12 protein-coding genes and 1 tRNA gene are annotated in these 13728 nt (G+C 36.8%); 1 reads left to right on the forward strand and 12 read right to left on the reverse strand.

Going from position 1 to position 13728, the window contains the following annotated elements; all coding sequences use genetic code 11:
* Positions 1 to 139: 139 nt before the first annotated feature.
* The 12 genes from guaA to HMPREF1040_RS07160 form a co-directional block, all read right to left on the reverse strand.
* Complete coding sequence (guaA, locus tag HMPREF1040_RS07105; protein ID WP_007393272.1) at positions 140 to 1675, reverse strand: glutamine-hydrolyzing GMP synthase; 1536 nt, start codon at positions 1673 to 1675, stop codon at positions 140 to 142.
* A gap of 187 nt (positions 1676 to 1862) precedes the next feature.
* Positions 1863 to 3512 carry an FAD-dependent oxidoreductase gene (locus HMPREF1040_RS07110; RefSeq protein ID WP_007393265.1) on the reverse strand — a complete coding sequence of 550 codons (1650 nt, stop codon included), beginning with the start codon at positions 3510 to 3512 and terminating at the stop codon, positions 1863 to 1865.
* A 17-nt stretch (positions 3513 to 3529) separates the two neighbouring features.
* Positions 3530 to 4093 carry an alkyl hydroperoxide reductase subunit C gene (gene ahpC, locus HMPREF1040_RS07115; protein ID WP_007393276.1) on the reverse strand — a complete coding sequence of 188 codons (564 nt, stop codon included), beginning with the start codon at positions 4091 to 4093 and terminating at the stop codon, positions 3530 to 3532.
* Between the two features lie 168 nt (positions 4094 to 4261).
* On the reverse strand, positions 4262 to 4732 hold the full coding sequence (locus HMPREF1040_RS07120; protein ID WP_007393288.1) for a CBS domain-containing protein: 471 nt from the start codon (positions 4730 to 4732) through the stop codon (positions 4262 to 4264).
* A gap of 82 nt (positions 4733 to 4814) precedes the next feature.
* On the reverse strand, positions 4815 to 5294 hold the full coding sequence (gene rlmH / locus HMPREF1040_RS07125) for a 23S rRNA (pseudouridine(1915)-N(3))-methyltransferase RlmH (protein ID WP_007393290.1): 480 nt from the start codon (positions 5292 to 5294) through the stop codon (positions 4815 to 4817).
* Positions 5295 to 5296: 2 nt separating this feature from the next.
* Positions 5297 to 6385 carry a S1C family serine protease gene (locus HMPREF1040_RS07130; RefSeq protein WP_007393289.1) on the reverse strand — a complete coding sequence of 363 codons (1089 nt, stop codon included), beginning with the start codon at positions 6383 to 6385 and terminating at the stop codon, positions 5297 to 5299.
* Entirely contained in the window at positions 6372 to 7322 is a 951-nt protein-coding gene (locus tag HMPREF1040_RS07135; RefSeq protein WP_007393287.1) for an MBL fold metallo-hydrolase, read from the reverse strand. Before HMPREF1040_RS07135 ends, HMPREF1040_RS07130 begins: the two co-directional genes overlap by 14 nt.
* A 140-nt stretch (positions 7323 to 7462) precedes the next feature.
* Positions 7463 to 8230, reverse strand: a complete 768-nt coding sequence (gene deoC / locus HMPREF1040_RS07140) for a deoxyribose-phosphate aldolase (RefSeq protein WP_007393285.1) — start codon at positions 8228 to 8230, stop codon at positions 7463 to 7465.
* Between the two features lie 109 nt (positions 8231 to 8339).
* Positions 8340 to 8416 (reverse strand) — tRNA-Ile (locus tag HMPREF1040_RS07145).
* Positions 8417 to 8555: 139 nt separating this feature from the next.
* Positions 8556 to 9974, reverse strand: coding sequence for an FAD-binding oxidoreductase (locus tag HMPREF1040_RS07150; protein ID WP_007393266.1), 1419 nt, complete (start codon positions 9972 to 9974; stop codon positions 8556 to 8558).
* 376 nt (positions 9975 to 10350) lie between these two features.
* Positions 10351 to 11151, reverse strand: a complete 801-nt coding sequence (proC, locus tag HMPREF1040_RS07155; protein WP_007393281.1) for a pyrroline-5-carboxylate reductase — start codon at positions 11149 to 11151, stop codon at positions 10351 to 10353.
* Positions 11152 to 11241: 90 nt separating this feature from the next.
* Positions 11242 to 12495, reverse strand: a complete 1254-nt coding sequence (locus HMPREF1040_RS07160; protein WP_007393277.1) for an aminotransferase class I/II-fold pyridoxal phosphate-dependent enzyme — start codon at positions 12493 to 12495, stop codon at positions 11242 to 11244.
* A gap of 279 nt (positions 12496 to 12774) precedes the next feature.
* Here HMPREF1040_RS07160 and HMPREF1040_RS07165 point away from each other — a divergent pair, with 279 nt between their 5' ends.
* Positions 12775 to 13728 (forward strand): ABC transporter substrate-binding protein, encoded by a 954-nt coding sequence (locus HMPREF1040_RS07165; RefSeq protein ID WP_007393267.1) that lies wholly within the window; start codon positions 12775 to 12777, stop codon positions 13726 to 13728.

Raw genomic sequence — 13728 nt, forward strand, 5'->3', positions numbered from 1 at the left:
CTTCCTGTAGCATTTTTAAATACAAAAAAATCACCCAAAGAATTACTCTTCAGGTGACCAATTTCTAAAATTTGCAAGCATTTCGCAAGCACACCAATCACAAAATGGCTATTTACAAGGCTTTAGAGCCTGTTTTTAACTACTCCCATTCGATCGTAGCTGGTGGTTTACTGGTAATATCATACACAATACGATTGATATGATTAACTTCATTAACAATTCTTACAGATACAGCGTCTAATACATCATAAGGAATACGTGCCCAATCTGCAGTCATGAAATCCGTAGTCGTAACACCACGCAAAGCTAAAGTATAGTCATAGGTACGAAAATCCCCCATAACACCAACGGTTCGATTAGCCGTCAATACAGCAAAATATTGATTAATATCTCGTTCTAACCCAGCTTTATGGATTTCTTCTCTAAAAATAGCATCAGCATCACGAAGAATTGCCAATTTTTCTTCCGTTATTTCTCCCATCACACGAATAGCCAATCCTGGACCGGGGAAAGGTTGTCGCCAAACAAGATAATCCGGTAATCCCAATTCACTTCCTAATTCTCGTACTTCATCTTTAAAGAGGTTTCGTAAGGGTTCAATAAGGCCTTTAAAGTCAATTACTGCAGGTAGTCCCCCCACATTATGATGACTCTTGATGACAGCTGCATCGCCTGTACCTGATTCGATTACGTCTGGATAAATTGTTCCTTGTGCCAAATAATCAACCGAACCAATTTTCCGTCCTTCTTCTTCAAATACGCGAATAAATTCTTCTCCAATAATTTTTCGTTTTTCTTCTGGTTCTACCACATGTGCCAATTTTTGCAAAAAACGCTGCGATGCATCAATCCGAATAAAATTCATACCGGAATGTTGAAAAGCTTGTTCTACTTCATCTCCTTCATTTTTGCGCATCAATCCATGATCTACAAAAATACAGGTTAATTGTTTGCCTACCGCTTGAGAAATCAATGCTGCTGCAACAGAACTATCCACTCCTCCTGATAAGGCCAAGACTACTTTTCCTGCCCCAACAATACGGCGAATATCTTCAATAGCTGTTTTTGCATAATTAGCCATCGTCCATTGTCCCTTACACCGACATATTTCAAATAAGAAATTATGCAACATTTCCTTTCCATGTTCCGAATGCAACACTTCTGGATGGTATTGCATCGCATACAATTGTTTTTCCTTATTTTCCATTGCAGCAATAGGACAATTCAAAGATGACGCAACCATTTCAAATCCATCAGGAAGTTCAGCTACATAATCCTGATGACTCATCCATACAGTTTGTGTTTCCGTTAAACCATGAAACAAAGAACTTGTCGTTTGAACATGAATTTCCGTTTTACCAAATTCTCGTGTATTCGCTTGTTTTACATTTCCACCTAGTGTGTGGGCCATAAATTGCATGCCATAACAAAGGCCTAAAATAGGAATTCCTAATGAAAATATTTCTTTTTCTATTTTTGGTGCTTTATCTTCATATACACTTGCTGGTCCACCCGTAAAAATAATTCCCTGCGGTTTCATTTCTTTAATTTTATCTAACGCCTTATAATAAGGGAATACTTCACAATATACATGATTTTCTCGTACACGCCGAGCAATCAATTGATTATATTGTCCTCCAAAATCAACAACTATAACAAGCTCTTTTTGATTCATGGTTCCTCCTTTATATCTAATCATACCGTTATTTTTGCATAGTACAAAACAATACCATTATTATATCATACATGTATTTATTGTATAGTCATAAAGTAAAAACGAAGAGCACCATGAGCAGTGCACAAAAAAACAAGAAAGAAATGCATTGTGCTTCATTCTTTCTTGTCTTTTAATGCGTTCTATCTTATATTTCTTTTAAAATATGAATAATCTCATTCATCGTCTTTTTGCCAAAATAAACTGCGTTATCATTAATAACCATGCACGGTACACTCATGATACGATATTTATCTTTTAATTCAGGAAAATGTTGTAAGTCAAACATTTCCGCTTTAATATTATCAGCAATCGCCGCTAATCGTTGCGTTTCTTGTACTACTGCCGGGCACATCGTGCAAGATAAGGATACAAGGATCTTAATATCAAATTGTTTATCCGTTTTCTTTAATTCTTCTAACCCCCGCTTGGTTTCTTCATCCAATGCTTGACCTGGTCCAGCAACGTTATACATCGCTAATATGAATGAATTAAACTCATGTCCACTAGGAACTCCGTGAAACGCAATACCGGTTAAAGTACCATCCTCTTTTGCTAACGAAATGTAAGGTACTTCCGATGCAGCTAATGTTTCTTCTTGTACTTTTATATGTGCACTTAATACAGCCAATTCCTGTACCGCTTCTTTTACTTCTTTCGTTAAAGGATGATCATTGACATGTAATTTCAGTATAACTGTATGGTCAAATTTTTCTAAAATAGGTTTTAATTGATCACGAATTTCATCTGTTAAGAAGGATCCAGCTGCCTCATTACGAATTGTCGTTTCTTCTGTTGACTTTGGCGCCACGGGATGTACAGGCGTCTGCGGAAATTTAGGCAAATTTAATTTTTTGTGCATGATACCACAATATTTCAATGAAGATGTTGCTGCAATTGCACCATCAGCCGTTGCAGTTACAACTTGACGTAATGTTTTTACGCACAAATCACCAGCTGCATACACACCATCTACACTTGTTTTTTGTTCTAAATCAGTAATAACATATCCCTTTGGATCTAATTTAACCGATTCACCAAATAAAACAGCATTAGGCTGATGCCCGGCAAACACAAAAATGCCAAACGTATCGCCCTGAGGTGCATCATAACGCCATGTTGTTCCTTCTTTTCTATTTTTAAACTCAGCATAACGTAAAATGCCATCGTCACCCCCAGCCTGTACTATTTCCGATGTGTAATGTACAGAAATCATAGGGTATTCTTTTAACTCTTCTACTAATGCTGGGTCACAATCAAATTTAGGTTTTTTTACCAAAATGGTAATAGACTTAGCATATTTAGTCAAAAAGATACTTTCGTCTATTGCTGCTGCACCTGAGCCGACAACAAAAATATCTTTTCCTGTAAAAAATTCGCCATCACAAGTAGCACAATATGCAACGCCACGTCCACGAAATTCTTTTTCGCCTTTAAATCCAACGCTTTGTGGGTTGGCACCTGTAGCTAAAATAACAGCTAAAGACTGATAGTCTCCTTGTTTCGTATGTACTACTTTAATATCGCCCTCTAATTCTAAACCTGTAACTTCTGTTTCTAGCCACTGTGCTCCAAATGATAATGCTTGAGCATGCATTAATTCCGTTACTTCTTTACCCGTTGTATTCGGTACGCCAGGATAGTTGACCAAAGCACCAGCTTCCGTAATTTGTCCGCCGATTTCGCCTTTTTCAATGACTAACACTTTTCCTCGTGCACGTGCTGCGTAAATAGCAGCAGTTAAACCGGCTGGGCCACCACCAATAATAACGAGGTCATACATTTGATCTGTATTCATGACAATCGCTCCATTTCTTAGAGCTTACCAACTAAATCAAAGCTAGGTTTCAATGTATTTTCACCTGGTTTCCATTTCGCTGGGCACACTTGATCGCCGTGTTCTGCTACAAATTGAGATGCTTCTACTTTACGCAATAATTCTTCTGCGTTACGCCCCACACTACCAGCATTTACTTCGTAAGCAACAATTTTTCCTTCAGGATTAACAATAAATGATCCCCGTTCTGCCATTCCTTCACTTTCAATATATACTTCAAAATCTTTAGCTAATACTGCACGAGGATCACCTAACATTGGATACGTTACCTTGCCAACTGCTGTCGATGTTTCATGCCATGCTTTATGTACAAAATGGCTATCGCAAGATACACTAAATACTTCACAATTAATAGCTTGGAACTTACTATATAACCCTGCTAAATCTTCTAATTCAGTTGGGCATACAAAAGTAAAATCTGCTGGATAAAAAACAAAAACAGACCATTTTCCTAATATATCTTTTTTAGAAATTTCTTTAAATTCTCCATTTTGATATGCTTGTACTTTAAAATCTGCAACTTCTTTATTAATTAATGACATAATATGTACCTCCTTTATATTAAATGTCAAAAACTATATCATCTCTGACATGTTTATGATAACAGTGTATTTTCTATTTGTCAATAATGATTATTCATTTCATTATTTTATTTAGTAATAAAAGAGCACTATAATGTCTTTTATACATTATAGTGCTCTTTTATCTTTTTATTCTTCGCCAAACTCTTTATATAACTCATCCAAAATATGATAACGTGTCACAATACCAATGACGCGTTTATCTTTAACAATAGGTATAACTTTTAAATGTTCTGCCACCATAACACCAGCTAATTGTTCTACATCAGCATCAGGTGAGGCGATAATAACATCTTTCGTCATCATATCACCCGCAGTACAAGCCATTAATTTTTTAAATCCTCTATTATACTTGCTAATTCCGCTATAATAAATACTAGCACCTAATAAGTTAACATAATGAGGTACATGAGGCTTTATTTTTTTATACAACAAATCTGCATCCGTAACAATACCTACCAACACTTGGTCCTCATCTACAATAGGAATAGCCGAAACTTTACTTTTTACAAAATAATGAACTAAATCAAATACAGTTGTGTCTATACTAGCCGAAATAAACACTTTTTCCATAATGTCTGCTGCTGTTCGTTTTTGCATGATAACCACCTCTTTGTCTATCTAAAAAATATATCTCTATTAATAACATTATACCAAACTATATAAAAATCCTTTTTATTTTTTACCAATGATACGGTTCGTGCCGCTGTATTTTGTGAGCTCGATATAATTGTTCTACTAAAAGCAGTCGAATCATTTGATGGGTAAGTGTTATTCGACCAAAAGAAATACACCTATCTGCACGTTGTCTCACTTTATCAGATAAGCCAAAAGGTCCCCCAATAATAAAGGTAAAATCACTATTTCCACCTACAGTAAGCTCCCCTAATTGCAATGCTAATTGTTCAGAAGATATCAGCTCTCCTTGTACATCCAGTGCATACACATAGGAATTATCTTTAATAGCTCGAACCATTTTTTCGCCTTCTTTATCTAATATCCTAACTCGTTCAGCCAAAGAAGGGCGATCCGGCATTTTTTCTTCTGAAAACGAAGTCATTGTCACATGAACATATGGTTTTAGGCGCTTTAAAAATTCATCTATACCTAGCGTAATATATTTTTCTTTAATCTTCCCAATCGTTATAATATGATACTTCATAATTACTCCTGTATTGGCATTTCAGCTAATTGAACTAGCATAGATAAGTATGTTCCTTCACGATATACAGTAATTTTAACACGTTCACCAATATGATGTTTTTGTAAAATTCGCTGTACTTGACTCATCTTGTCTACACGCTGATCATCTATAGCAGTCATAATATCACCCACTTGAATATCCCTAGAATGTGCGATCGTACGATATACTAATATCCCTTTTATTGGCAATTGTAGCCCACCACGCGTAGCCATTTCATAATCAACACCAATAAAACCTAAATAAGGTCGTTGTACTCTACCATTTTTAATTAAAGCTTGAATAATCGGACGTGCCCCATTTATAGGAATCGCAAACCCCAGTCCTTCAATACCTTCTTTCGCAATTTTAGCACTATTAATACCAATAACTTTTCCTGTTACATCTACTAATGCCCCTCCAGAATTACCCGGATTAATCGCTGCATCAGTTTGAATTAATTGAAATGTTTCGCCTAACGTGCCAACTGTACGATGAACAGAACTAATCACCCCCGTTGTAACTGTTCCTTGAAATTCTAGTCCCAAGGGATTACCAATAGCAATTGCCGTTTCTCCAACCTGCAAAGCATCACTATCACCCAAAGTAGCCACGGGTAAGTGTTTCGCCTTAATTTTTACCACTGCCAAATCAGTCAATGTATCTTTCCCCACAACTCTCCCCTCATAGGTTTTACCATCAGACAATGATACCATTACTTTACGTGCCCTACCTACTACATGAGCATTCGTAACAATATATCCATCTTGAGAAAAAATAATCCCCGAACCAACGCCTTCTCGAATCGATACTGCCCCATCAAAAGGATCTTGATTATATACTCTAGTAGTAATCCCTACAACAGCCGGTTCAACTTGCTTTACTGCTTGTACAATAGGCGTCTGTTTACTATGTTGTATAGATTGTTCAGCTGTCGCTACGATGCTATTTCTATTTATTGACCCAGCAGTGCTATAATCATAAATCTCACGCCAATAAAAACCTCCAATACTGCCTATGAAAATAAATAGAATACCTAAACATGCCAATATAGTGCGTTTATATTTTATCATATACATCTCCTCTATCCTTCTTTACCACTGCTGCTTTCATACCAACAGCACCATGTTGACTGGCCAATCGTAATACAATATCTTGCCCCATTACTTTGCCACCTTGTGATAAGACCTTACGAATGGTTTGTATTGCTAATGTAGGTGTATTATTGTGTTCACTTCTATGTGCCAAAATAACTTTCATTAAGCCCTGTGCCGGTATCCCCCTCAAAAAGCGTCCAGCTGTTCCATTGGATAAATGCCCTTGTTGCCCTAATATCCGTTGACGCAAATGATATGGATATGGTCCACTTCTCACCATTTGTTCATCATGATTCGCTTCCAAAATTAAAATATCGGAATACGCTGCATTGTCTTGAACAACTGGCGTTAACATGCCTAAATCCGTTGCTAACGTAATCTTTGTATGGCCAAAATACACAGAATACCCAACCGGTCGTATTGCATCATGTGAAATAGAAAAAGGAACTACCTTAATATCTTTTACCCCTGTTGTTTTCATCAGCGGCATAAATCGATTACGGTGTGTTGTAATAGCTGAATCTAATACACTCCATGTTTCTGCCGTAGTATAAATGGGCATCTTGGATCTTTTGAGCAAAGTGGCTAATCCTTTTACATGATCAGCGTGTTCATGTGTTAAAAATACTGCATCAATATCATCCACCGTATATCCATAGCGTTTCAACCCCTGAATAATCCTACGGCTACTAATCCCTACATCAATTAAAACTTTCGTTTTACCACACCGAATAAACGCACAATTTCCCTGGCTTCCACTAGCTAACATACCCACAAAGCAATCCTTTGTTTGTGCTTCACCCAATATTTCTAAGCCGGTATCCTGCGTTTTTATAGCGGGTACTTTTTGTTCTTCCCGTTTTGCACGTATACACTGGGCTAATTGCTGCAACGCTAATTCACTATCCTCCATAAAAGCCTCCTTGCTCCGTCCCCTACTAAAACTAATGTATAGATATTTCTATTTTACTGAATCATCCTATATTAGTTTTATCTGCTCTCACATTTTTACATTATATCATATACAAGAAAAAAAATCATGACCTTCTATGGTCATGATTTTTTCTCCTCTGCTTGTTGCTGCTGTAAATAGTAAAATAACTCTTGTTCCGTCATATTTTCAAACGGATTCGTTTCATCCCATCCTTTATATAATCCTGCAGCTTCTGCCTCAGCCACCGCTGCCCGAACTAACTGTTTCCCTTCAATCGTAGATAAACATATTGCCCCAACATCAATCAGTTGTTTTGCTAACTCATAATCATCCACCTTGCCGCCAACTTTTACGGCTAATTTGCCTTCACTCGCTTTACTTAACAACAAAACATCATCTACTTGTGGAACCGTCTGTGAAAATTGAGTAGACGTACGCACGGCTGAAATTCCCGCATTAGCAGCCATACGACATACTCGTGCAGTTTCATATGCATTCAGCAATCCCGTTTCTACAACAGCACATACAGGATGACCTGCGGCATTTTTTACCACCCGCCGCATATCTTCCGTAACATAATCCCATTCACCACACTTCGCACGACCAACTGCAATTACCATTTCAATGCTATCAGCACCATGAGAGATAGCATATGCACATTCTTCTGCTTTAGCCGTCAATGCCATTGCACCTAACGGATAGCCTACTGTAGCGATAAGTTCTATCGGCTGAGATGTGATTAAACTTTTTGCATAAGATGTATACATAGAATTTACAATAATTCCTCGATAATGAAAACGAATTGCTTCTTCACACAATTTTTTAATATCACCTGGCATCGTTTCTGCTGCAACCTGCATACTTTCAATATATGCCATAATATTCATATTATCACCTCAAGACAATCAACCATTAGTGTTGTTAGTATATCATACAGAAGATAAAAAGTCACGATTACATAAAAATACCGTCTTTGCAATGCAAAGACGGTATTCATGGTGGGCCTAGGTGGACTTGAACCACCGACCTCACGCTTATCAGGCGTGCGCTCTAACCAGCTGAGCTATAGGCCCATGACTAATGACTTATTTAGTATAACATATATAAATTTGTTGTCAAGTATAGATGGCAACTAATAAAATAAATTTTATATCAAATAAAAATAAAGCGAGCAAGAATTATCCCCTGCCCGCTTTACATTTATAAGAGTTCTTATTCTACTGGAACTTCGTCATTAATGCTAATAACTTTTCCTGGATTCATAATGTTCTTCGGATCCAATGCTTTCTTAACAGCTTTCATCAAGCGCAATTCCAAAGGATTGCCGTATTTTTCAAGCAAAGCTTGACGTTTATAGCCAATCCCGTGTTCGCCAGAAAGACGTCCACCGTATTCAACAACAATTGCATAGATTTCGCCTTGAATCTTAGGCAACATTTCGTTCCATTCTTCTTGTGACTTGTCATCTTTCAAGATATCAATATGAACGTTCCCATCGCCGCAGTGACCAGCACAATGCATTGCTACGTTATATTTTTCAGCCAACCGTGAAATACGTTGTACTGCTTCTGGAATCATTGTTAAAGGTACAACAATATCTTCCATCGAGAATACTAAGCTACGAGCACGGTCTGCTTCCAAATACGCTTTACGAGACTTCCAAATAATAGCGGGGTTTGCCACCAATACATCCAATGCCTTATTTTTACGAGCAAGTTCATCAATAATTTCACATTGTTCATCCAACGTATCTTCACTATCTCCAGAAATCTGAATAATAATATAGTTACCATTGTCGGAATGTTGTAATTTTTCATTCAAGAATATTTCTACCTGTTTAATAGACGCATTATCCATAAATTCTACACAAGTAGGTGTAATACCTGCATTCATAACAATCGGAGTTAATGCAATAGCATCGTCTAAGTTATCAAATACAGCTAATAAGTCCATTTGATATTTTGGCAAAGTTACTAAGCGAACGATTACTTTCGTAACAATACCTAACGTACCTTCTGAACCAATATATAAATGCATCAACATGTAGCCAGTTGCATTTTTACGGAATTTACCGCCTAACATAACAACTTCACCAGTCGGAGTAACAACTTCAAGACCCATAACCTGTTCACGTGTTACACCATATTTTACAGCACGGTTACCGCCAGCATTAGTAGCTACGTTACCGCCGATAAAGCAAGAATCCCCACTGCAGGGGTCGCCTGCGTAGAAGAGACCGATTTTTTTAACTTCTTCTTGTAATACAGATGTTGTAACACCTGGTTCGCAAACGCATACCATGTTTTGGGTATCAATTTCCAAAATTTTATTCATACGTTCAATCGAAATAATAACACCGCCATAAATAGCAACTGCGCCTGCTGCTAAACCCGTACCAGCAGCACGTGGAACCATGATAATGTCATTGTCATAGCATAATTTTACAACCTTAGAAACTTCTTCCGTTGTAGCAGGAAGAACTACTACTTGTGCTTCTTTCATGTAATGTGGATCTGTTACTTCGTCATGAGAATACGGCTCCAATTTTTCTTTATCCGTATATACATACTTTTCGCCAACAATTTGTTTAAGTTGTTCAATAATTTCAGGTGATACTGTGCCTTTTGCCATAGTGAATCCCTCCAATAATAAATTTTGTTGATACATATGACTAGCTTATATCGATACATAACTATATATTAGTTCAGACAGCGTGAGATGATTATATACGATAATACGTATTATGGATCATCTTCCCCTTGCCTTCGCGTTTTATTATACCTTATTAAATAGAACATGTAAATTACATTATGACATTTCATTCATATGTTATTTGTATTAAAAAATTCACTTCTATGACATTTAGTTATGCCGCTTTATTGTTTTACAAAATATTCGTAACCCTAAATAAAATATTTCAATATATTTCGTTTTTCAATAAAAAATAAAATATACTGTTTTTTATTTTTCCCTTTTAATTTAAAAATGGCCAATCAATTATAGTATACTATAGCGTTTTATTCTTTTCTGACGCCACAATAACCGCTTCCATCGCCGCAGAACGAAAACCATTTGTTTCCAATGACTTAACAGCTGCAATTGTCGTACCACCAGGAGAGCAAACCTGATCTTTTAATACGCCTGGATGCATTCCTGTTTCAAGTACCATTTTAGCCGCACCAAATACCGTCTGTGCGGCAAAAGTATATGCTAAATTCCTCGACATACCTTCATGCACAGCCCCATCAGCTAAGGCTTCAATAAACATGTACACATAAGCTGGACCACTACCGCTAACACCACATACAGCATCTATTAATTCTTCTTTTACAATTTCAGCCTTACCAAAACTTCTAAAAATAGCTAAAGCATTATCTTGTTCTTCTGCCGTAATATACTGATTAATAGCTAATGCCGCCATCCCTTCACCTACCATCGCCGGCGTATTAGGCATGACACGAATAATCTTCGTTTTTTCCTCAAATCCTTTCATTAGTTGAGCCAATGTAACCCCTGCAGCAATAGAAATAATAACCGTATCAACCAAGACAGCTTTCCGTAACGCTGTCATAACATGCGGTATTATCGGTGGTTTTACCGCCATAATTAAGGCTTGTACATGCGAGGCTAATTGAGCCGGTGTATTTACTGCTTGAATTCCCAATTGGTCTGCTAATAACTGCGTATGATCAGTATGTATATCATATACAAATATATTTTCTGGAGCTATTGCTTTCGACTGTACCAACCCTTTGATAATCGCTTTTCCCATATTACCCGCACCACATATGCCTATTGTTTTAAACATAATACATCATCCTTTCTGTCTATATAAATTTATCATATTTTTACCTAAAGAAAAACCTACCGATATTTATATATCGATAGGTTCTTCTCCTTATGCGTTCCCTACCGCCATAGCTGCATCTTTTATTTTTCTCGCTAACCCCATCAATTTTTTCTTCGACACAGAACAGACAGCAACACGTATTCCTTTTTTTAGAGGTACCAAAAATATATGTTCCTTTTCTAAGACATCACAAACAGCTTGTGCATTTGACATTGGTAAGGTGATAAAAAATCCTGCAACATACGGCACATAAGAAAGCCCACAAGCATCCGCTTCCGTAATAAATATATGTGCCCGTTCACGAATTAATTCTAAATATACCTGCCGTTGTGCTTCTAATGCCTTTAATTTTTTAGGATCTCGACAAATCGCACTCATTACCTTCATCGCGGCAGAATTTGAATTAGACCAAGTAGCCCGACTACTATATTGATTAATAGCCACAAATTCATCAGCAATGTCTTTATTCGGAGTAACACAAATCATCGCCCCAATCCGTTGTCCATACAGGGTAAAACCTTTACTACATGTATACGCAACAACTACGAGTAATCGTTCTGGTAGACGACTAAATTTAGTAAAAAATTTACGACAGTCATCTTTCTCACCGCTATAATCTAAATATGCTACATCTGGAACTAAAATAATGTTTTTATTATAAGGAGGGCGAGTCATCTCACCTAAAAAGGCCAGTACCTTATCCCAATCTTCAGCGGTAAGAGAAAACCCAGTTGGATTATTAGCCGGTGAATTCATAATAATAACAATATTTTCCTGCTTTTCACTAACTGCTTGCACCTGCTTTTTAAAGTCTTCAAAATAAAATAATCCTTTCTCATCAATCAACTCAAAACAACGTAATGAGCGATTATTGTCCCGACACATAGAATCATAAGCACCCCAATGCCAATCACTTGTGATAATTTCATCGCCCCATTGCGAATAATTGTGAATAACGTGATGTAATGCCCCTGAACCACCCGAAGTTGCACAAGCACGAATATATCCCTCTGGCTTAGCATTACCAAAGCATTGAGTAATAACATCTTCCAAGTATTCAGAATACCCTTGGATAGGTGCATATGCCACAATCTCGCGTGGTGTAAGTGCTTTATACGCCTGTTGCACTACATCTAACATAACTAATTGTCCCTGCTCATCTAAAATAGCTCCTACCGTACCATTAATGACCCGATCTACACCTATCTCATCCGCCAACGCAGTAGCACGGTTATTCGCGCCAAAAATCCTATCCTCCGCATATTTTCCCCGTGCATGTGCTGCTGCTATACTTTTGACCACGTCAATCACACTCCTTTAATTTATAAGTAATCAATTTATCCTTATCAGTAATACTATTTTATTTTTGTCTAAGTTATTTTCATTTATATCCTAATATGTTTATTATTACTATACTATTAAAATTTTTCTTGCTTGTCAAAAAATTTTTCTACAAAAATAATTTTATTCTTGCTTGTCTATTTATAAATATATTTCATATTAATAATAATTCAAATTCATCATGCAGATGATTATAATAAGAATATACTATTAACATAATGAAATATAAAGGAGTTTTATATGAAAAAATTAATCTACCTCTTATTCTGTATTATTTTTTCTTGTTCATTCATCCTTACAGGCTGTCGCCCTACCACTTCATCACCTACTACCACGTACAAAATAGGTGTACTTCGTGTGCATGATAGTCTTCCCTTATATGTGGCTGAACACGAAAATCTATTTAAAGAAATGGGTGTTCCTGTTCAAATCGTTGAATTTAACAGTGCACTTGATCAGCGTAAAGCTATGGAATCAGGTTCCCTTGATGGCATGATGACCGATATGATTGTAACTAGTCTATTAAAAAAAGGTGGTACTGACGTTCGTATCATTGCTACGGCACTAGGTGCAACCCCTAAAGAAGGCCGTTTTCTAATTGTAAGTTCTCCCAATAGCACCATACACACACCGACTGATCTATACAAAGGAAATGTAGCAATTGCTCATAATACTATGATGGAATATTTACTCAATCAATACGAAGAAGAGTTGCATCTTGATTCAACAAAAATCAAAACCATTCAATTACCCAATCTTTCACTGCGTGTTGATGCCGTACTTGCAGGAAAAGATGTAAAAGCTGCTATTTTACCAGATCCATTAGCATCATATGCCGTTCAAAAAGGAGCTCATATTGTCATTGACGATACAAAATTAAAGGGAAATTACTCTCAATCCGTTATCATTATGAAAAAAAATATTCTAACCCAACATGCCAATGACATGTCCCGTTTTCTTTCGGCATATCATCTAGCCATTACACACATCAACGAAAATCCAACAGCCTATCGCGCCTTAGCCTTACAAAAAGCGGGGATTCCTAAAGATATAAGCAATACATATAATCCTCCTTCCTTTACACCTCATGCCTTGCCATCTCCACAGGAGGTCCAGCAAGTAATGCGTTGGATGGTAGCAAAGAAATTATTGCCAATACCTTATACATATGAAGAAATGGTAAAGGTATCTTAA

Origin of the sequence: Megasphaera sp. UPII 135-E (assembly GCF_000221545.1) — a bacterium.
Taxonomy (GTDB): domain Bacteria; phylum Bacillota; class Negativicutes; order Veillonellales; family Megasphaeraceae; genus Megasphaera; species Megasphaera hutchinsoni.

Bases quoted from the DNA above. Each gene is read 5' to 3' on its own strand.
- rlmH (WP_007393290.1), bottom strand. From the start codon at position 5,294: ATGAAGTATCATATTATAACGATTGGGAAGATTAAAGAAAAATATATT.
- deoC (WP_007393285.1), bottom strand. From the start codon at position 8,230: ATGAATATTATGGCATATATTGAAAGTATGCAGGTTGCAGCAGAAACG.
- HMPREF1040_RS07130 (WP_007393289.1), bottom strand. From the start codon at position 6,385: ATGATAAAATATAAACGCACTATATTGGCATGTTTAGGTATTCTATTT.
- HMPREF1040_RS07120 (WP_007393288.1), bottom strand. From the start codon at position 4,732: ATGCAAAAACGAACAGCAGCAGACATTATGGAAAAAGTGTTTATTTCG.
- HMPREF1040_RS07150 (WP_007393266.1), bottom strand. From the start codon at position 9,974: ATGGCAAAAGGCACAGTATCACCTGAAATTATTGAACAACTTAAACAA.
- ahpC (WP_007393276.1), bottom strand. From the start codon at position 4,093: ATGTCATTAATTAATAAAGAAGTTGCAGATTTTAAAGTACAAGCATAT.
- HMPREF1040_RS07135 (WP_007393287.1), bottom strand. From the start codon at position 7,322: ATGGAGGATAGTGAATTAGCGTTGCAGCAATTAGCCCAGTGTATACGT.
- guaA (WP_007393272.1), bottom strand. From the start codon at position 1,675: ATGAATCAAAAAGAGCTTGTTATAGTTGTTGATTTTGGAGGACAATAT.
- HMPREF1040_RS07110 (WP_007393265.1), bottom strand. From the start codon at position 3,512: ATGAATACAGATCAAATGTATGACCTCGTTATTATTGGTGGTGGCCCA.
- proC (WP_007393281.1), bottom strand. From the start codon at position 11,151: ATGTTTAAAACAATAGGCATATGTGGTGCGGGTAATATGGGAAAAGCG.
- HMPREF1040_RS07165 (WP_007393267.1), top strand. From the start codon at position 12,775: ATGAAAAAATTAATCTACCTCTTATTCTGTATTATTTTTTCTTGTTCA.